At 71.1% G+C, this 17,808-nt stretch carries 20 protein-coding genes; 7 read left to right on the plus strand and 13 right to left on the minus strand.

The genetic code is table 11. From position 1 onward, the window contains the following. Positions 1–10 precede the first annotated feature (10 nt). Both HHX37_RS14690 and HHX37_RS14695 read right to left on the minus strand, forming a co-directional pair. Entirely contained in the window at positions 11–1,234 is a 1,224-nt protein-coding gene (locus HHX37_RS14690) for a CHAT domain-containing protein (RefSeq protein WP_182885753.1), read from the minus strand. Positions 1,235–1,357: 123 nt separating this feature from the next. Further along, positions 1,358–2,278 (minus strand): alpha/beta hydrolase, encoded by a 921-nt coding sequence (locus HHX37_RS14695; protein WP_182885754.1) that lies wholly within the window; start codon positions 2,276–2,278, stop codon positions 1,358–1,360. Positions 2,279–2,427: 149 nt separating this feature from the next. On the opposite strand from HHX37_RS14695, the gene HHX37_RS14700 reads away from it, so the two are divergent. Further along, entirely contained in the window at positions 2,428–3,300 is an 873-nt protein-coding gene (locus tag HHX37_RS14700) for a helix-turn-helix domain-containing protein (RefSeq protein ID WP_182885755.1), read from the plus strand. Between the two features lie 120 nt (positions 3,301–3,420). Here the strand turns inward: HHX37_RS14700 and HHX37_RS14705 are convergent, their stop codons facing one another. After that, entirely contained in the window at positions 3,421–4,221 is an 801-nt protein-coding gene (locus HHX37_RS14705) for an SDR family NAD(P)-dependent oxidoreductase (RefSeq protein ID WP_182885756.1), read from the minus strand. Between the two features lie 89 nt (positions 4,222–4,310). Between HHX37_RS14705 and HHX37_RS14710 the strand changes: the two genes are divergently transcribed. Continuing rightward, on the plus strand, positions 4,311–4,979 hold the full coding sequence (locus tag HHX37_RS14710) for a TetR/AcrR family transcriptional regulator (protein ID WP_182873766.1): 669 nt from the start codon (positions 4,311–4,313) through the stop codon (positions 4,977–4,979). A 115-nt stretch (positions 4,980–5,094) separates the two neighbouring features. Here HHX37_RS14710 and HHX37_RS14715 read toward each other — a convergent pair whose 3' ends face one another. Then, on the minus strand, positions 5,095–5,646 hold the full coding sequence (locus tag HHX37_RS14715) for a TetR/AcrR family transcriptional regulator (RefSeq protein WP_182885757.1): 552 nt from the start codon (positions 5,644–5,646) through the stop codon (positions 5,095–5,097). A 158-nt stretch (positions 5,647–5,804) separates the two neighbouring features. Here HHX37_RS14715 and HHX37_RS14720 point away from each other — a divergent pair, with 158 nt between their 5' ends. Further along, the gene (locus HHX37_RS14720) at positions 5,805–6,647 is read left to right on the plus strand and encodes an oxidoreductase (RefSeq protein ID WP_182881570.1); all 843 of its coding nucleotides are present in this window, start codon (positions 5,805–5,807) and stop codon (positions 6,645–6,647) included. Positions 6,648–6,715: 68 nt separating this feature from the next. Here HHX37_RS14720 and HHX37_RS14725 read toward each other — a convergent pair whose 3' ends face one another. From HHX37_RS14725 to HHX37_RS14740, 4 genes are all read right to left on the minus strand, one after another. Beyond that, entirely contained in the window at positions 6,716–7,042 is a 327-nt protein-coding gene (locus HHX37_RS14725) for a LuxR family transcriptional regulator (RefSeq protein WP_182881569.1), read from the minus strand. Beyond that, the gene (locus tag HHX37_RS14730) at positions 7,039–7,479 is read right to left on the minus strand and encodes a cupin domain-containing protein (RefSeq protein WP_182881568.1); all 441 of its coding nucleotides are present in this window, start codon (positions 7,477–7,479) and stop codon (positions 7,039–7,041) included. The genes HHX37_RS14725 and HHX37_RS14730 overlap by 4 nt, the downstream gene beginning before the upstream one ends. 177 nt (positions 7,480–7,656) lie before the next feature. Continuing rightward, on the minus strand, positions 7,657–8,040 hold the full coding sequence (locus HHX37_RS14735) for a hypothetical protein (RefSeq protein ID WP_182881567.1): 384 nt from the start codon (positions 8,038–8,040) through the stop codon (positions 7,657–7,659). Positions 8,041–8,349: 309 nt separating this feature from the next. After that, positions 8,350–9,021, minus strand: coding sequence for a sugar nucleotide-binding protein (locus tag HHX37_RS14740; protein ID WP_182885758.1), 672 nt, complete (start codon positions 9,019–9,021; stop codon positions 8,350–8,352). 167 nt (positions 9,022–9,188) lie between these two features. Here HHX37_RS14740 and HHX37_RS14745 point away from each other — a divergent pair, with 167 nt between their 5' ends. From HHX37_RS14745 to HHX37_RS14760, 4 genes are read left to right on the plus strand one after another with little or no spacing between them, the layout of a single operon-like run. Beyond that, positions 9,189–10,154: an ABC transporter ATP-binding protein gene (locus tag HHX37_RS14745; RefSeq protein ID WP_182885759.1), complete on the plus strand. Its 966-nt coding sequence runs from the start codon at positions 9,189–9,191 to the stop codon at positions 10,152–10,154. After that, positions 10,151–10,948, plus strand: a complete 798-nt coding sequence (locus tag HHX37_RS14750) for an ABC transporter permease (protein ID WP_182881564.1) — start codon at positions 10,151–10,153, stop codon at positions 10,946–10,948. The genes HHX37_RS14745 and HHX37_RS14750 overlap by 4 nt, the downstream gene beginning before the upstream one ends. A 16-nt stretch (positions 10,949–10,964) precedes the next feature. Continuing rightward, on the plus strand, positions 10,965–12,164 hold the full coding sequence (locus HHX37_RS14755) for a sensor histidine kinase (protein WP_182885760.1): 1,200 nt from the start codon (positions 10,965–10,967) through the stop codon (positions 12,162–12,164). An 8-nt stretch (positions 12,165–12,172) separates the two neighbouring features. Then, a complete protein-coding gene (locus tag HHX37_RS14760; RefSeq protein ID WP_182885974.1) occupies positions 12,173–12,766 on the plus strand; it encodes a response regulator transcription factor in 594 nt (197 codons plus the stop codon). Here the strand turns inward: HHX37_RS14760 and HHX37_RS14765 are convergent. From HHX37_RS14765 to HHX37_RS14785, 5 genes are all read right to left on the minus strand, one after another. Next, positions 12,726–13,685 carry a DNA-3-methyladenine glycosylase family protein gene (locus HHX37_RS14765; protein WP_182885761.1) on the minus strand — a complete coding sequence of 320 codons (960 nt, stop codon included), beginning with the start codon at positions 13,683–13,685 and terminating at the stop codon, positions 12,726–12,728. The genes HHX37_RS14760 and HHX37_RS14765 overlap by 41 nt on opposite strands. A gap of 136 nt (positions 13,686–13,821) precedes the next feature. Further along, positions 13,822–15,297, minus strand: a complete 1,476-nt coding sequence (locus tag HHX37_RS14770) for an endo-1,4-beta-xylanase (protein ID WP_182885762.1) — start codon at positions 15,295–15,297, stop codon at positions 13,822–13,824. A 213-nt stretch (positions 15,298–15,510) separates the two neighbouring features. Further along, positions 15,511–16,125 (minus strand): sulfotransferase, encoded by a 615-nt coding sequence (locus HHX37_RS14775; protein WP_220502886.1) that lies wholly within the window; start codon positions 16,123–16,125, stop codon positions 15,511–15,513. Positions 16,126–16,229: 104 nt separating this feature from the next. After that, complete coding sequence (locus tag HHX37_RS14780; protein WP_182885763.1) at positions 16,230–16,766, minus strand: hypothetical protein; 537 nt, start codon at positions 16,764–16,766, stop codon at positions 16,230–16,232. 136 nt (positions 16,767–16,902) lie between these two features. Continuing rightward, complete coding sequence (locus HHX37_RS14785) at positions 16,903–17,802, minus strand: IclR family transcriptional regulator (protein WP_259406490.1); 900 nt, start codon at positions 17,800–17,802, stop codon at positions 16,903–16,905. Positions 17,803–17,808: the final 6 nt, after the last annotated feature.

The raw sequence follows: 17,808 nt of genomic DNA on the forward strand, positions 1-17,808 counted from the left end.
CCGCCCCTTCCTAGTACCAGTCGCCGATGAGCACGAAAGCCGCCCAATAGTACGGATGCGCGTAGACGGCGCGGCCCAGATTCGGTGGCTCCGAGCCCGCGTGCAGCAAGGCCCGCTGCCTGATCGTCTGAGCACTTCTCCGTACGGCGGGCTCACCGACCGTTTCGAGAGCCGCGTCGCAGGCCGCGACCGCCCTGCCGAAGTCGGCGGCCATCAGCCGGATCCGGGCCTCGGCGATCAGGAGCCGGGCCGCGGCCGGAGCCGGCAGCAGCGGCGCGACCGATTCGAGATAGGCCAGCACGTCGCCCGCGGTCGTCACGCGCAGCCGTTCCTGGGCGGCACGGAGCGCGTCGATGGCGTGCTCGCCCGCGACCAGCCGCTCGTAGAAATGCCGGAAGAGCATCGTGGTCGCCAGCTCGTCGACCGTCCACAGGCTGACCAGCACGGCGGGCGCGCCCGCGTGCAGCACCGAGCGGACCAGGCCGAGCAGTTCGTCGCCAGGCCGGGCCGCGGCGACGCCGGTCCGGCACGCGGCCAGCACGACCAGCGTCCTGGACAGTTTGAGCCTGAGAAACCGCTCTGCGGTGAACAAGCCGTCGGCGAGTACGACGCCCGAACGCATCGGAGCGGCCGCGTCGAAGACACCGTGCGCGCACACATGCAGGATGTCGGCCCCACCGACCCTGCGAACCAGTTCGCCGCTGACCGCGCCCTCGCCGGCAAGGGTCTCGGTCTTGAACAGGCCGGTGAGCAGTTCCGCCTGGGCGGGCCCCAACATCAGCTCGGCCCCTCCCGGCGGGTCGGCGACGACGAGGGCCCGCTGCCGGCGACCACCCCTGTTGCCCCGGCAGTACCGCAACACCGACGCGCTCGGCGCGTAGGCGACGGAGTGCGCTGCCAGCTCAGGGCCGACGGCGTGCAGCGGAACCCGGTGCAGCGCGTCATGCGGAATCAGCCACACCCGGTCACCCGGCCCCAGCCGGTTGGCGACCGGTTCGGCCAGATCGGTGAGGAGCGGATCCGACAGCAGCTCCGTCACCCGGCCCAGCGCCTCCGGCCGCCGGGGCGCCGACTCCAGCATCCCGGTCAACTCGGCCACGTGCGCCCGTACGTCGCGCAGCGTGTGCGGCACCGCCACCAGCTCGGGCTCCGGATCGTCCGGATTGGCGATCATGATGACCGTCTGGCTCTCGGTCAGGAAGTACTCCGCCAGAAGCATCCGGCCCTCGGTCACGCGCGTTCTCCCGGCTTGACGGAACGTACACCCTCATCTGCGGAGCCTTTCCATCATTCCGGCCCATGGTCCGCGATGAAGGCATTTCCACCACTCCGCCGGAACGCGCGGAGCACGCAGCCTCTACCGGTTCAGGTTCTCCCCGAAGAACCCGGCGATCTTTTCTACTGCGGGATCCACGTACTTCTCCTTGTCGTAGAGGTCGACGTGGCTGGCGCCGTCGATCCAGAAGATCTCCTTGGGGCCGGTGGCGCGCTGGAAGGCTTCGATGCTCATCCAGGACGTGACGGCGCGGGTGCCGACGATCATGAGCAGCGGCCGGCGCCCGATCAGCGGGATCGGCGCGAAGGCGTCGAAGGCCGCCATCCTGTCGATGCTGCTCCAGGTGAGAAAGCCCGCTGAGCGGGGGTGCCGGCCACGTTCGGTGCGGTAGTACTCGAAGCCCTCGGCACCGTGCTCCCCGCCGAGCGCATAGGCGTTCTCGACGGTGTCGGGGAAGAGGGTCAGGACCGGCGGTTCCTCGCCCCGGGCCTCAACGGTGCGGGCGTCGGCCGCGGCGTCCAGCATGCCGGCGAACACGGCCGGGTCCTGGGCGCCGTCGGCCCCCAGGCGGAACTGGCGGGCGACGTCGACGGCGCTGACGGTGGCGACGGCCTTGACGCGGCGGTCACCCGCGGTGGCTGAGAGGGCGTAGCCGCCGGAAGCGCAGATGCCGAGCACGCCGATGCGGTCCGGATCGACCTCACCGCGGCCGGTCAGGAAGGAGACGGCGGCCTTGAGGTCCTCGACGCGCTGCGCGGGGTCCTCCAGGCCGCGAGGTTCGCCGCCGCTCTCGCCCTGATAGGCCGCGTCGTAGGCGAGTGCGACGAACCCCCTTTCGGCCAGGCGGCGGGCGTAGAGGCCGGCGGCCTGCTCCTTCACACCGGTGCCGGGGTGCCCGACGACGATCGCCGGACGCGGCCCTGTGGCCGGGGTGCCGGGAAGGTGGAGATGGCCGGCGAGCGGGATACCGTTGCTGCGGAAGGTGACGTCGATCTTCGCCATGGGGTTCTCCGTCCAGTGGTCGGCCCCGGCACGATGCCGGGCACGTGTCCACAGTCGTCGCAACCCTGGACCGGCAGAAGCGGCGAGTTCTTGCCTGGGAAAAGACCTGCCCCCTCACCTTCGCCACCCAGGTCCGCACAATGGAGGACATGACCAGCACATCCGGCCCCGGCGAACTCGGCGCCTTCCTCAAGGCCCGCCGGGCGCAACTGGCCCCGCAGGATCTCGGCCTGCCCGAGCCGGACTCTCGGCGTAGGGTCGCGGGGCTCCGTCGTGAGGAGGTCGCCCAACTCGCCGCGATCAGCGTCGACTACTACATACGGCTGGAGCAGGGCCGTGTCCGGGCGTCCGCCTCGGTGCTCGCCACACTGGCCCGCGCGCTGCGCCTCGACGACGACCAGCAGCGGTACCTGTACCAACTGGCCGGCAAGACCGACGCCCGGCCTCGCAGGCGCCGGCCCGCGCAACGTGTGCGCCCCGCCATGCGACGCCTGCTCGACCAGCTCACCGCGACCCCCGCCATCGTCCTGGGCAAACGGCTGGACATCCTCGAGTGGAACGCCGGCGCCGCCGCCTTGTACACCGACTTCTCGCAGCTTCCTGAGGATCGGCGCAACTACCTGTATCTGTTGTTCACCGACCCGATCATCCGGAGCATGCACCTGGAGTGGGAGCACGACGCCCGCGACGCCGTCGCCGCCCTGCGCATGGAGTCGGCGGCCGATTCCTCCGAGCCAGAGCTTGCCCGGCTCGTCGGCGAGCTGTCCGTGCGAGACGCCGACTTCCGTACCTGGTGGGCGGAGCACCGCGTCAACGATGCCGCGTACGGCACCAAGCGCTACCGGCATCGGCTGGTCGGCGACCTCACCCTCGACTGCGACACGTGGAGCAGTCCCGACGGCTCGGGACAGCGCCTCATGGTTCTCACCGCCGAACCCGGTTCGCCATCGGACGACGCGCTGCGCATCCTCACCTCGTGGGCGCCCGGGCAACCGAGCGGGAGTCTCTCCCCCGCTCGGTAGGCAGACGCCGGCGGACGGCAGCCGATCCCTCCTTCGGCTTCCGCGCGATGACGCCATGAGCAACGAGATCTTGCCGGATGAGCGAGACGCGGCCCCGGCGATCGCTGAAGCGACGGGCGATCAGTGGACACCGCGGATGGTGCCGCCGTCCACCCGCAGGGTGGTGCCCGTGACGTAGTCGGCGAGCGGGCCGCTGAGATAGAGGACCGCGGCGGCGATTTCCTCGGGACGGCCCATCCGGCCGACGTCGTTGGGCACCAGCTCCTCGATGGCGTTGCGTTCGATGTCCTCCCACGTCTCGCCCCAACCGCGGGCCGGAGCAAGGTCGGTGAGGAACCGCTGGACGCTGTCGACCAGGATGGCGCCGGGAGCGACGGTGTTGGCCGTGATTCCGGTCCCCTTCAGCTCGCGGGCCAGCGAGACCACGAGGTTGTGGCGGGCGGCCAGCGTGGCGGTGTAGTGGGGCAGGTCCGCGCTCGGCTGCAGACCGAGCCCGCCGCCGATCTGGATGACGCGACCCCAGCCGCGCTCGTGCATGCGGGGAACCAGGCGCAGGATCATCCGGACTCCGGAGATCACGTTGACCTCGTAGGTGTGGCTCCAGTCTCCGGCGGTGGCCTCCTTCCATGAGCGGTGGGAGTAGGCGCCGGCGTTGTTGACCAGGATGTCTATTGGGCCGCCGGCCAGCGCGGCCTTGGCCACGACGTCGGCGCCGTCGTCGGTGGCCAGGTCTCCGACCGCGGTGTGAACCCGGCCGCCGGCTGTCCGGATGGCGGCGGCGACGGTTTCGGTGCGCAGGCGGTCACGGCCGTGCACGACGACCTCGGCGCCTTCGGCGGCCAGGGCCCTGGCGATGGCTTCGCCGAGGCCGGAACTGGAGCCGGTGACCAGGGCACGCTTGCCCCTCAGTTGAAGATCCATCTCATCCTCGCATCGTGGTTCGGGCGGCGAGACGCATCACACCCGATGTCTACACTCGTAGACTTGCTCCAAAGTATACAGTCGTAGATATGAGTGACACCGCCGGGCCCACCTCTCCCCTGAGCCGATCAGAGCCGCAGGGCCCCACCCCGGGCAGACGCAGGCGCGACGCCGCCGCCACCCGGCAGGCCATCCTCGACGCGGCGGTCCCCGCCTTCACCCGGTACGGCTACGACGGAGTGGGCGTCCGCGACATCGCGGAGAGCGCAGGCGTGACCGCGATGCTCATCAATCGCTACTTCGGATCGAAGGAACGGCTGTTCGCCGAGGCCGTCGACGTGGCCTTCGCGCCGCGCACGGTGATCGCGGGCACCGGCGTGGAACTGGCCGGAAAGACGGCGCGGGCGTTGGTGGCGCGGACAGCGCCGGAGGCGGAGGAACTCGGGCCGTTCCTGCTCATGCTGAGGTCGGCGGCCAATCCCAGAGCCGCGCAGATCATGCGCGAGGCGATCGGGCGGCATGCCGGGCGGCACCTCGACGAGGAGCTGTCCGGTACCGCCACCGGCGTCCGGGCGGAACTGATGCTCTCCCTACAGGCGGGGGTGTGGCTCATGCGCAGCGTTCTGGGCACGCCGGCCCTGACCCAGGGGCAGCCGGAGACGCTTGCCCGGTGGATCGAATCGCTCTTTCAGGTGCTGGTGACACCCGCTACCGCCGCCTCACCGCGGCCGGAACCAGGAGCGGGATCGGGGCCATGAAGGATCGGCAGGCCGCTCCTGGACTGCCGGCTGCCGTCACGACCGCCTGTCACGGGCCTGCACGCCACCGCCGCGCAGGGTCAGCGCGCCTGTGGGGTGCCACCGCCGCGCAGGGTCAGCGCGCCTGTGGGGTGCCGACGCCTCGCAGCAGCGTGTCGACCACGACGTCGGCGGCCTGCGCGGCACTCAACTCGGACAACTCCTCGGCGGCCTGTTCCAGCAGCGGCGGCAGGACCGCGGCCACCCAGCCGGGCGGCAGGTCGGAGCGCAGCAGGCCCTCGTCGGCGGCGCGCCGCAGGAAGGCGTCGACCTCGTCGATCAGGCGGCGGCGGCGCTCGCGAATCGTCACGTCGCGGAGCATGCGGCTCGTTTCCACGGGCCACTTGCGGTTGGCGGCGATGATGCCCTCGACGTAGAGATGCAGCGCGACCGCGACCGGGGCCTCGCGTAGCCTTGCGGCCTCGATGGCCTTCTCGACCGCGTCGTAGCGTGCCCCGTAGACGGCGGCCATGAGGTCCTCACGGGAGGCGAAGCGGCGGTAGACGGTACGGCGGTCCACTCCTGCCGCAGCCGCGATGGCGGCGATGGTCGCCGACGGGTCGTCGGCGAGCATGCGGGCGCCCGTGCTCAGGACCCGTTCCAGGTTACGTGTCGCGTCTGCTCTCACCCGCCTAAGTGTTACATCTATGAGGCACTTAGAGTGCCGGACCGATGCCGCCTGCGCCTCTGTAGCACATGAAGGGTTTCATGTCCCATCAGCGTGGATACTACTCCTATAAGTGCTACATTAATGAGACACTTAGATCGACTGCGAAGGAAACACCCATGGCCAGGACATGGCTCATCACCGGCGCGTCACGCGGCCTCGGACGTCGCCTCACCGAGGCCGTCCTCGAAGCGGGCGACCAGGTCATCGCCACCGCGCGCAGCCCCAAGCAACTCGACGATCTGGTGACCCGCCACGGCGACCGGATACGCGCGGTCGCACTCGACGTCACCGACGCCGCCGCGGCCTCCCGGGCGGTCAAGGAGGCCACCGACACCTTCGGCAGCCTCGACGTGGTGGTCAACAACGCCGGCTACGGCAACAGCGCGCCGATCGAAGAGATGGACGAAGACGACTTCCGCGCCCAGATCGAGACCAACCTCTTCGGCGTCGTGAACGTCACACGGGCCGCCCTGCCCGTCCTGCGCACCCAGCGATCGGGAGTCTTCGTACAGTTCTCCTCCATCGGAGGACGCGTCGGCGGCACCCCCGGAATGGGCGCCTACCAGACCGCGAAATTCGCCGTGGAAGGCTTCTCCGAAGTCCTCGCCAGCGAGGTCGCGCCCTTCGGCATCAAGGTCGTCATCATCGAGCCGGGTGCGTTCCGCACCGACTGGCAAGGCTCCTCCATGGAGATCCACCCCGTCGGGCCCGAGTACGAGCAGACCGTGGGCGCCATCCACCGCTACCGGCGCGACACCGACGGCACCCAGCCCGGCGACCCGGCGCGCGCCGCCAAGATCATCATCGATGTCGTCCGCGACGACGACCCACCCCGACGGCTCCTCCTCGGCAGCGACGCCCTCGCCTCCGCCCGGAAAGCCGCCGAGATCCGCGCCGCGGAGACCGAGAAATGGGCCGACGTGAGCCGCTCTGCCGACTACCCCGCCGACGAACGTTAGCCATCACGAGCAGCCCCGACGGACATCAGGAAGGCGAGAGCCGGATGCGGCTCCCGCCTTCCACACCTTCAGCGTGCGGTGGTGAACAGGAAGGCGCAGTCCTGCACGGCCTCCACGCGGTGGCGGCGTTCGGGCATGACCAGCAGGTCGCCGGGCAGCCCGTCCCACGAGTCGGGCCCGGCGACAAGCCGGACTCGCCCGTGCAGCACGTGCATCGTGACCTCACCGGGATGCTCGTGTTCGTGCATGTGCTCGCCCTGCCGCAAGGCCATGACGGTCTGCCGCAACGAACGATCGTGCCCACCGTGGACGGTGGCGGCGCTGCGACCGCTGTGCGCCTCACGGGCGAGTTCGAGCAGGTTGCGGACGAGCGCGGTCAGCGAAACCTTGGTCATGACTGCGGCGCGCGACGGTCTCGCCGCGCCTCCAGCTCTTCCGGGCTGACCACGGTCAGCATGGGCTGCCCGGGCGCGCAGAACATCGTCACCACGAACGCCGACTCCTCGTCTGCCAGATGGTTGCCGTCCTGGTAGTGGATCACGTCCCCACCGGGCTCCCAGAACGCCTCACCGGCACGGACGACCCGTACGGGCTCTCCTTCGAGCTCGAAGTTGATGGCCCCCTTGACCACGTACCCGTACGCGGGCCCGGAGTGCCGGTGAGGTGGCGCACCGGGGCTGTTCGGCGGCAACGTGACCAGGATCGTCATCGCCTCGGCCCCCTCCGGCGCGGGCGGCGCTCCCGGCACGGTGGCGACCACGTCGAGCTTCGGCGGCGGCCCGCTCTTGTCGGGGTTCTCGAGGTGGTGAGCGTGAGCGTGATCGGTGCTCATCAGGCTTCCTTGCTGGACGGTGGCCGGCTCGATCCGGCCGTGTACCAGCTCAGACCGGACAGCACCCCGATGCGTGACAACGCCCTGACCGGTGCGCCTGCCAGAAACCGGTTCGCCCGGCATATGGGCCGGACATCCGCCGGATCTTCGCGCGCCGGACACCTGGACGCGACGGCATCAGAGAGCCAACGCGGCCATGAAGGTCATGCCGGCCGCCATGCCGGCCGAGCACGCGTCCTGGGTGAGCACCCTTCGGTCCGCCCTCCTCACGTGCAGAACGCGGGTGAGCCGAGCGCAGGTCCAGGTCAGACCGACAACCAGGGCCACCGCAGCCGGCGAACCGCCTCCATGCGAGTGTCCGTACGAAGCGCCGGCAAGAGCGGGCGCACCGAACGCCGTCAGCACCAAGAGGATGGACATGCCCGCGAAGTCCTGGATGTGATGACCAATCTGCGTGCGGCGGGATGGGGAGCCGCAGAGCCAGCCGGCGGTGAGCAGCGCCAGCACCCCGGCGGAGAGGAACCAGCCGCCCAGATGCCCGGCCACCATGCCGAACGCCATGACGATGTGCGGCCACCTCCTGCTGGGACGTGCGGCGGGTAGCAGGGCCGGGGCGAGGGCCAGTACGCAGCCGGCCGACACCCCCACCGTGTGGAGGAGGGCCTGCATCAGGGGATCTCGACTTTCACCTGCCGGTACTCCTCATTCTTCGGACCAGCCGGGCTGGTGGTCGTCGGCGGTCGTCTGGGCGACGACGTTCACGCGGTCGAAGGCGCCACGACGACTGCGTCGCCGCTGTCCACCTCCTTTGACAGGACAACTCGGCAAGGCGTGACAGGAAGACCGAGCGGTGCCGGCCCGACTCGTCGACTACGACAGCGACCCGTTCGAGCGTGGCTGTCTCAGGAACTCCCGCGCGCCGCGCAGCCTGGTCGTCAGATGCCGCTGAGTGAGACGGCAGTCCAACCGGACATCGAGCGGCCCGGGCACGTCGGTGCCGGCACGCCGGCCGGATGGGAGCCGAGACGGATCGAGTCCGTCCCGCCGCGCTATCAGGCGCCCGAGCTCATATCGACTCATCGCGTCGGCCCCTGCTGCGTGGTGAGTTCCCGCGCGATCGGATCCCGCGAGTTCCAGAAGGGCCGCCGCCAGATCACTCACATGCACCGGGCAGCGCACGTCGTCGGTGAACAACACCCCATCCGTGTCGCCCGCGGCAAGTGCATGCACCATGTCTTCGTGTGCCGAGCCGCCGTCACCGATTATCAGAGAAGTGCGCACGATCACCGCCGTGGGATCGACTGCGATCGTCTCCCAGTCCGGCTGGCGGAAGGCCGCGTTGACGACGACGTCGGGACCGATCGCGCCGATCAAGCCGAATACGGCCTTACGGTCACGGACGTCGAGCGGCAGCCACTCGGCTCCCGGCACCGCTCCCGGCCGAGTCAGGTATGTGGCGGCCACGATCTGACCGGCCGTCGTGGCCTGCCGTACGAGTTCGCCGCCGAGAAGGCCGCTGCCGCCCACGATGAGAATTCGCACAGCTGCGACCGTAGTGGGCGATCAAGTGGAGAACACTCCGCCGGCGCGGTGGGGACCGCCGACGGCGTCCTTTTGGCATTTGTCATCGCGGTGATCCGCGAGGCCCATGTCGATCCGGTGGCATCGGCGACTACAGCGGGAAGCGGCGCAGAACCCACCCTTGAGCCATGACGACGGACGTGCGGGAAACGGCGGTCGCCCTGGACGTGGCGATCGCGGCGACCGAGCTCAGGCAGAGGTACGGCGAGTTCGAAGCGGTCAGGGGCGTTTCGCTGACGGTCCGCAGGGGCGAGCTGTTCGCCCTGCTCGGCACCAACGGCGCCGGGAAGACGACGACGATGGAGGTCTTGGAGGGCTACCGCCCCGCCACCTCCGGCGTCGTGGAGGTGCTGGGGATCGATCCGTACCGCAGGCGCCGGGCGCTCAGCCCGCGGGTCGGGATCATGCTGCAGGAGAACGGCTTCCTCTCCGACCTGACGGTGGCCGAGACCATCGGGCTGTGGCGTGACCTGCACGCGAACCCCCGTCCTCTGGACGAGTCGCTGGAGCTGGCCGGGCTGGCGGACAAGGCGCGGGTCAGGGTACGGCAGTTGTCCGGCGGCCAGAAGCGCAGGCTCGACCTGGTGCTGTCGATCATCGGCCGTCCCGAGGTGGTGTTCCTGGACGAGCCCACGACCGGGATGGACCCCGAGGCGCGCCGGACCACCTGGGGCCTGATCCGCGACCTGGTGACGGACGGCACGACCATCCTGCTCACCACGCACTACCTGGAGGAGGCCGAGCATCTCGCGAGCCGGCTCGCCGTGATGCACGAGGGCGAGATCCGGGTCGAGGGGACGCTGGAGGAGGTCGTCGGCAGGCACGGCGACCGCGTCTCCTTCCGGCTGCCGCCGGAGATCCCCCTGGACGCCCTTCCGCTGATCGGCGGCCACACCCCCGGCGTCGCCCTGTCGGGCGGGACGCCCGTCGTCACGTACACCGTCACCGGCGGCGACCAGGCCACGCGGGCCCACAAGGCGCTGGTGCCGCTGTTCGCCTGGGCCGCGGAGCGCGGCGTCGCGCTCGAACGGCTCGCCGTCCGGACCGCCTCACTTGAGGACGTCTTCCACTCCGTGGTGAAGGAGACCGCATGAACGACGTGGCGCAGGCGGTGCGGCTGGCCCGCGTCGACCTCACCCTTGTCTTCCGCAACCGTACGGCGTTCGTGAACGCCGTCCTGCTGCCGCTGCTGATCGCCGGCGCGCTGGCGTCCAACGGCGTCGGCGAAGGAACCGCCGGCATCCCGGGGACGCAGTACGTGATGACCGGGATGATGGCCTTCATCCTGGTCTTCGCGACGTTCATGAACCTCGCCGGCTTCTACACCTCCCGCCGTGAGGAGATGGTGCTGAAGCGCCTGCTCGGCGGGCCGGCCACCAGGACGGCCGTCCTCGGCGGCAGCGCCCTCGGCGCGACCGCCGTGTATCTCGGCCAGGTGATCATCCTCTGTGTGCTCATGTCCGCCGCAATGGGTACCAGCGCCCCGGCCGACATCCTGCTGCTGCTGCTCGCCGCGCTTCTCGGCGCGGCCTTCTTCTCCCTGCTCGCCATGGCCGTCTCCGGCCTGTCCTCCACCGGGGAGATGGCGCAGATCGCGACCCTGCCGGTCGTGCTGCTCCTGGTCGGCGGCTCGCCGGTGATGCTGCCACCGGAGATGCTGCCGCCGGCACTGCGCACCGCGATCGAGTTCCTGCCGATGACGCCCATTGTGGAGACCATGCGGACCGCCTACCTGGGGCTGGACTACATCGGCGCCGGTCACGAGCCGCTCGGCCCCCTGGAGCGCTGGGGCGCCGCCCTGCCCTCCCTGGGCCTCCTCGCCGTGTGGATCGCGGTCGCCGCCCTGCTGGCCCGGGCGTTCTTCCGCTGGGATCCGCGCCGGGGCTGATGGGTAAGGTTGGGCCATGAACGCCGGGATCAAGCGGGCGCGTCACATCACCTTCTGGACCCTGGCCCTCGAGTTGGTGTTCGCATGGCTCGGCCCGGTGATCCAGATCGTGGTGAGCAGAACCGAGGGCGGGGTCGGCTGGAGCCGCCTCGTCCTCGTGGCCGGGGGTCTTCCGATCTTCAGCTGGCTGTTCCTCCGCATCGTCCGCGCCGCCGTCGACGGCCGGTACGCCGTACGCGAGGTCGTCGCCTCCGGCGCGCTCGCCCTGGTGATGATCGTCCTTGGGGCGGTCCTCGTGGCTGATGTTCCCGGGGTCGCCTCCGCGATGCTGCCGTTCTCCTGGAGCACGCTGACCACGACGTGGACCGGGGTGGCGGTGCTCGGCGTGAGCGCCCGGGCCGCCGTGGCGCTGACGGCGGGCGCCGCGGGCGTCTACGTCGCGCTCGACTTCCTGTTGCTTCCCGGCTTCGGCGAGCAGCGCGCCGAGCTCTTCCTCTATCTGCCGATGCTGGCGCTGCTGCCCTACAGCAACCGGCTCTGGCTGTGGATCTACCGCATGGTCATCCAGGCCCACGAGGGCAGGAAGGCGCAGGCCGAGCTCGCCGTGACGGAGGAGCGCCTCCGGTTCGCCCGGGACCTGCACGATCTGGTCGGCCACAGCCTCTCCGCCATCGCGGTCAAGAGCGAGCTCGCGGTCAAGCTCGCCCGCGTGGCCCCCGACCAGGCGACGGAGGAGATGACGGCCGTACGCGGACTGGCCAAGGACGCCCTGCGGGAGATCCGGGAGGCCGTGCGGGGCTACCGCGCCATCGACCTGTCCGCCGAGCTGGGCAGCGTGCGTGCCGTGCTGGAGGCGGCGAACATCCGGTGCACCCTCGAACTGCCGGAGCGGACACCGCAGGGCGAGGCGGCCACGCTGCTCGCGTGGGTGGTCAGGGAGGGCGCCACCAACACGCTGCGGCACAGCGCCGCGACCCGGTCCCGCGTCACGCTGAGGCTGACCGGCGCGACGGCGGTGCTGGAGATGGTCAACGACGGGGTAGGCGGCCAGAGCACCGACGACGGCGGCACCGGTCTCATCGGGCTGAGCGAGCGGCTGACCGCCGCCGGCGGCAGCCTGACCGCCCGGCCGACCGGTTCGGGCGAGTTCGTCCTGCGGGCCGTCGTGCCGACCACCGACCGCGCGCACGTCCTCACCGAGGCGGTGGCCCGATGACCGACCCGATGATCCGCATCCTGCTCGCCGACGACGAGCACCTCATCCGCGGCGCGATCGCCACCCTGCTCGGGCTGGAGCCCGACCTCGAGGTCGTCGCCCAGGTGAGCCGGGGCGACGAGGTGGCACCCGCCGTGCGGGAGCACCGGCCCGACGTCGTGGTGCTGGACATCGAGATGCCCGGGATGGACGGCCTCACCGCCGCCGAGGGACTGCCGGGCCAAGCGATGATCATCTTGAGCAGCTTCGGGCGGCCGGGACATCTGCGGCGGGCGCTTGCCGCCGGGGTGCGCGGCTTCATTCCGAAGGACGCCTCGGCCGACGAGCTGGCCAGGGCCATCCGCAAGGTGCACGCCGGAGGGCGTTACCTCGACCCGGAGATGGCGGCGTCGGCGATGATGGCGGGCGACAGCCCGCTGACCGACCGCGAGCGCGGCGCGCTGTCGCTGGCGGCCGAGGGCGCGTCGGTGCGGCAGATCGCCACGGCGCTGCACCTGACCGAGGGGACCGTGCGCAACTACCTGTCCAGCGCCGTCACGAAGCTCGGCGCGCCCAACCGGATCACCGCGATCCGCGCCGCCCAGGAGAAAGGCTGGCTCTGACGTCCTCCCCCGTCTGGCCGGCGGCAGAGCCCGCCCGCCGGTCCTCCCCGACTCCGTACGCCGTCGACCGGAAGAGGAACGAGGCCCACGAGCGGTAGGGCCGCCAGGCGTCGGCGACCTTCCGGTACGCGCTCGCCGTGGCGTCCTGCGGCAGCCCGTACGCCTCGCGGAGGATCGCGAACAGGCGCGGTTCGTCGCCCGGGAACGCGTCGGGCGCCCCCGCGCCCCTGATCAGGATCAGGCCCGCGGAGAACGGCCCCACACCGGGCAGGGCGCGAAGCTCGGCCAGCGCCTCCGGCGGGTCGAGCGCGCGCAGGTGCTCGGTGGTCAGCACGCCGTCGAGCGCCGCGCGGGCCAGGCCACGCAGCCACTCCTCCTTCTGCTCGGGCAGGCCGAGTCCGTCGGCGTTCACCAGCGACACGGGCGGCGGGAAGGCGGTGTACGCCCGGCCGTCCAGCTCGACCGTGGCGCCGTACCGCTCCGCGATGCGCTGTTTGAGCCGGGACGCGATGAGCATCGACGAACGCTGCACGATCACCGCCCAGCAGGCGGCCTCCCACGGGCTCCAGAAGCACAGCGGCCGCAGGCCGGGGCTGCGGCGCTGCAACTCCCCGAGCACCGGATCGGACTCGCCGATCTCGGCGAAGCCCGAGCCGTCGACGTCCAGGGACAGGATGCGGGCCACCTCACCCCGGATCGCCGGCCCCGCGGGCCTGGTCGTCCGCACCGCTACCCCGCCCGGCGCGGCGGTCACCGCCACGCCGATCGGCAGCCAGTCGGCCTCGGCGCAGTAGGCGAAGCGCAGCGTCCTGCCGTCGGAGGGCAGCCCGCTGGTGGCCGGCCAGTCCTCGACGAACCGGAGCGTCGCGTCGAAGTCGAACGGGCCCGTGGCGGTGAGCGTGAATTCATGCCCGGTCATGCGGGACATCGTACGGACGCGGACCGACAACCCGGCACGCCGTACGCCGTCGTTCCCGCCATACCGGGCCGAAGTGCCGGGCCTGAAGTGCCGGGCCGGGGTGCCGGCCCGGCACACGTCTCGCTCCGGGACAGGGTCAGGGGCTGGTGCAGGTGGCGGTGGGGGTGGCCGCGCTGCCGTTGGCGGTGAAGCCGAACGTCGTGGAACCGTCCGCCGCGATCGAGCCGTTGTAGGACTCGTTGGTCACGGTCACCGAGGAACCGGACGTGCTCTGCCGGCCGTTCCACAGGCTGCTGATGCTCTGCCCGCCCGGCCAGCTCCACTTCACGGTCCAGCCGTTCACCGGCGCGCTGCCCGCCCGCACCGTCACCTCGGACTGGAACCCGCCGCCCCAGCTGTTGATCGTCTTGATCGTCGCCGAGCACGCACCCCCGATGGGAGACGAAGACGGGCTCGGCGAGGCGCTGGGCGACCGGGACGGCGACACCGACGGCGACGACGTGGGTGACTGTGACGGCGACTGGGACGGCGACTGTGACGGCGAGGAGGTGCCGCTGTTGAGCGCGCTCAGGGCCGCCTGGTAGGCGGGCTTGGGCTGGTAGCCGGAGTCCCACGTCATGGGAGCGCCGTAGCCGGGGAACGTCCCGGGAATCCAGGTGTGGCCGTCGTCCACGCCCCACTGCGACACACCCACGCAGCGAGGAACGGCCAGGCAGGCGTTCACGACCCTGCCGTAGTCGGTGCCCTGCTGCTGCAGCTCGGAACTGTCCGCCGGCATCTGGATGCGGTCGTCGAGCTCGGTGATCGCGACGTCCAGGCCCAGGGCGGCGAAGCGCTCCATGTTCGCCTGCAGGGACGACGGCACCTGGCCGACGATGAAGTGGCTCTCCAACCCGATGCCGTGCAACGGGACGCCCTGGGACAGCAGCGACTGCGCGAGCGAGTAGAGCCCGTTGCTCTTCGCGTTGATGCCCTCGATGTTGTAGTCGTTGATGTACAGCTTGGCGTTCGGGTCGGCGGCGTGCGCGGCCCGCAGCGCGGCGGCGATGTAGCCGGAGCCCATCGCCCTGTAGAACACGTCCTGGCGCAGGGTGCCGTCCTCGTTGTACGGCTCGTTGACGACGTCCCAGGCGTAGACCTTCCCCTTGTAGTGGGTGGCCTCGGTGGTGATGTGGTTCTCCATCACGCCCTGGACCTGGTTGAGCGGCAGGCTGCCGACCCAGGCGGGCAGCTGGGCGTGCCACACCAGGTTGTGCCCGCGTACCCGCATGCCGTGCGACTGGGCGAAGGAGACGATCTGGTCGCCCGACCCGAAGTTGAACGAGCCCTTGGACGGCTCGGTGGCGTCCCACTTCATCTCGTTGCCGGGGGTCACCATGTCGAACTGGGCCGCGGCGAGGTTGACCTCGGCGCTGATACCGAGGTCTCCCCGTGTCAGCGCGGTGCCGAAGTACCTCCCCCTGGCCTCCGCCGCGGCCTTCAACGTCGAGGCCGCGTGAGCGGGGATCGCGAGCCCGAGCGCGACGGCGCCGGCGGCGATGACCGCCAAGGCCGTGGCCGGCCCCCGCGCGCGAGTCCGATGCCGTTCCGTCCCGGTAGTGGGCGGTTTCATGTCAGCCCTCCAGAGAGATCTGATCCCGAACTGCGAACGTGCGCACTCGCCAGCACAGAGCGTGTAATTGTTAGCGCTAACATTCGTGGGACTCTCCGCTCCTGGGCCGATGGTGGCGCAGCAGCGGAGCCAATACGACGGGGAGCGGCGCGTCAAGGAGGCGGCCGGGCCACTCCCCGGAAGGACTCGCCGCGAACGACCCGTTTCACCACCTCATCCGGCGTCCCCAGCCGTACCACAGGCGGGTCGCCTCTTGCTGAAACGTTCACCCTTGCTGACGCCACCGGTCAGATCGGGTGCGCTCACGCTCCGGAGGCATGCGGGACGAGCCGCGCCATGTCCCCAGGCCCAGGTCAGAGATAACCCCAGGCCGCCGCGATCTCCCGCAGCGGCTCGGCCACCTCTTCGGCAGCGGGCAGCGGGCAGCGGGCGGCCGCGCTGCACCCGCCCGCTGCGGATCTTGTCGCGCCAGTCCCCGATGCCTTTGACGAACTCGCCGTGGTCCTTGTCGCCGTAGCGGATCATCTCGGGCTCGTACTCGACGCCGAGCCAGGCGCAGACCCGGCGCAACTCGCCTTCCGTGTCGTCGACGAGCCTCTCGTACCGGACGACGAGCCCCTCGCGCCTGCGCCTGGAAACGATCTCCTTACCGCTCCTGACCAGCTCCCGGTGCAGCAGACGGTCCCACAGGATGTGCTCGATGTCGCTCGTACGGTGCCCGGCCGCCTCCATGGCCTGCCGTACGGGCTCGGTGGTGAGGGTCACGGCGATCCGCCGGACGTGCAGTTCGTGTGGCGCGTGGATCCTGGAATGGCTGTTCAGCAGCACCCGGAAGAGCGTGGAACCGGACCTGACCGGGGAGAGCACGAACACCGGCGCGCGGAGGAGGCGGTCGCTCTCCTGGATCGGCGACAGCCGGGGCGGACGGCGCGCTATGAGGGGGAGATCGCCAGGACCGCCTCGTCGGGCCGCACGCTCGTCAGCCGGAGGTGGATGTCGCCGATGCGGGCGGGCCGGTCCATGGTCAGCGTCAACGCTCCCCTGGTCCGGCAGCGGCCGTTGACGCAGTCCTGGCTGACCCCGACGTTCATGCCCTCGACGCGGTAGCCGCCGGAGGAGCCCTCGAAACGCAGGCGCACCACGCCCTGGTCGAGGGCGGCCACCGTGAGCGCGTCGAGGCCGGTGGCGGCGTCGAGCCGCAGCCGGTCTCCCTGCCGGACCTCCACCTCGCAGTCGGCGTTCCGGCACGCCTCCGGATCGGCGGCTGCCCGTACCGCCGGCGAGGCGGGCGGCGGGGCGGGCGTGGTCAGGGGGACCGGGTCCGTGGTGGACACGGCGGCGGGTGTGGCCGCGGGCCGTGACCGCGTCGGCGGCTCCGGGGCTCCGCACGCCGTCAGCAGCACGGCCACCGGCACGGCGACGAGACCGATCCGCCCGGCGAGGACGCACGCCCCCGATGCAACCCGCATGACACCCGCTCCCCGTCGCGCCCCCGAATACGCCGGCGGCCGCACCTCACGACTGTCTTCGCAGGTCACACCGCCATCGAAGACTCTCCCCACGCATCGGTCAGCCCAACCGGCCGGGTCCCGCGCGGTTCGCCGTCTAGGGCCGTACCGCCGCCCTGCCGGGACTGCCGGTGGACGCCGGCACCCTGCTGCCGTTCCCGGCGTCCGCCGGTGCCCTGCTGAAAACCGGTCCGGTGCGCTCCGGTCCCGGCGCCAGGACGGTGCTCAGGGCTCCGGTGATCTGGTGGGCGGTCCTGCGGACGGCCGGGCCCAGGCGCGGCAGCGCCGCGGCGCCCGCCGGGGCCGCGACGGAGACGACCATGCACACCCGGCCGTCCGGCGCGAAGACGGGCGCGGCGGCGCAGCAGACCCCTTCGGCGTACTCCTCCCGCGCGTAGCTCACGCCCTCACCGCGGACGGCCGCGAGCTCGCGTTCCAGCGTGGCCGGGCCGGTCACCGTACGGCCCGTCATCCGCCGGGGGGCGGGACCGGCGTAGAAGGCCTTCCGCAGTCCGGCGTCATGGGCGAGCAGCGCCTTGCCCGCGGCCGTGCAGTGGAGCGGCGCGCGGTCGACGCCGTCCGACGGCGACCTGACCCGGTTGTGCCCATACAGCCGTTCGACGTACGCGACCTCGCCGCGGTCGGGCACGGCGAGGTTGACGGTCTGGCGGGTGGCCTCGTACAGCTGGAGCAGGTAGGGCAGGACCGCCCGGCGGCAGTCCGGCACCCGGCGGCCCTGCACGGGCCAGCCGCGTGGCGACAGCAGTTCGGCGAAGCGCCCGTCGACCGTGTAGTCGCCGCCCCTGCGGGTGACCAGGCCGCGTCCCTGCAGGACCCCGAGCAGGCGGTGCGTGGTCGTCTTCGAGAACCCGGTCGAACGGTGCACCTGGGTGAGGTTCATCGGCCTCATACCGACCGCCAGGCAGAAGAGGATCGCGATCCCGCGCTCCAGGCTGCCCAGGGCCGACGCCGTCTCCGCCCTGCCGGACCGTTCCATCAGCAC

Origin of the sequence: Microbispora sp. H10885, from assembly GCF_014161415.1 — a bacterium.
GTDB classification, from domain to species: Bacteria; Actinomycetota; Actinomycetes; order Streptosporangiales; family Streptosporangiaceae; genus Microbispora; species Microbispora triticiradicis.

Bases quoted from the DNA above. Each gene is read 5' to 3' on its own strand.
- HHX37_RS14755 (WP_182885760.1), top strand. From the start codon at position 10,965: ATGAACGCCGGGATCAAGCGGGCGCGTCACATCACCTTCTGGACCCTG.
- HHX37_RS14720 (WP_182881570.1), top strand. From the start codon at position 5,805: ATGGCCAGGACATGGCTCATCACCGGCGCGTCACGCGGCCTCGGACGT.
- HHX37_RS14710 (WP_182873766.1), top strand. From the start codon at position 4,311: ATGAGTGACACCGCCGGGCCCACCTCTCCCCTGAGCCGATCAGAGCCG.
- HHX37_RS14730 (WP_182881568.1), bottom strand. From the start codon at position 7,479: ATGAGCACCGATCACGCTCACGCTCACCACCTCGAGAACCCCGACAAG.
- HHX37_RS14705 (WP_182885756.1), bottom strand. From the start codon at position 4,221: ATGGATCTTCAACTGAGGGGCAAGCGTGCCCTGGTCACCGGCTCCAGT.
- HHX37_RS14735 (WP_182881567.1), bottom strand. From the start codon at position 8,040: ATGGCGTTCGGCATGGTGGCCGGGCATCTGGGCGGCTGGTTCCTCTCC.
- HHX37_RS14770 (WP_182885762.1), bottom strand. From the start codon at position 15,297: ATGAAACCGCCCACTACCGGGACGGAACGGCATCGGACTCGCGCGCGG.
- HHX37_RS14750 (WP_182881564.1), top strand. From the start codon at position 10,151: ATGAACGACGTGGCGCAGGCGGTGCGGCTGGCCCGCGTCGACCTCACC.
- HHX37_RS14780 (WP_182885763.1), bottom strand. From the start codon at position 16,766: ATGCGGGTTGCATCGGGGGCGTGCGTCCTCGCCGGGCGGATCGGTCTC.
- HHX37_RS14785 (WP_259406490.1), bottom strand. From the start codon at position 17,802: ATGGAACGGTCCGGCAGGGCGGAGACGGCGTCGGCCCTGGGCAGCCTG.
- HHX37_RS14745 (WP_182885759.1), top strand. From the start codon at position 9,189: ATGACGACGGACGTGCGGGAAACGGCGGTCGCCCTGGACGTGGCGATC.
- HHX37_RS14700 (WP_182885755.1), top strand. From the start codon at position 2,428: ATGACCAGCACATCCGGCCCCGGCGAACTCGGCGCCTTCCTCAAGGCC.
- HHX37_RS14760 (WP_182885974.1), top strand. From the start codon at position 12,173: ATGATCCGCATCCTGCTCGCCGACGACGAGCACCTCATCCGCGGCGCG.
- HHX37_RS14725 (WP_182881569.1), bottom strand. From the start codon at position 7,042: ATGACCAAGGTTTCGCTGACCGCGCTCGTCCGCAACCTGCTCGAACTC.
- HHX37_RS14695 (WP_182885754.1), bottom strand. From the start codon at position 2,278: ATGGCGAAGATCGACGTCACCTTCCGCAGCAACGGTATCCCGCTCGCC.
- HHX37_RS14765 (WP_182885761.1), bottom strand. From the start codon at position 13,685: ATGACCGGGCATGAATTCACGCTCACCGCCACGGGCCCGTTCGACTTC.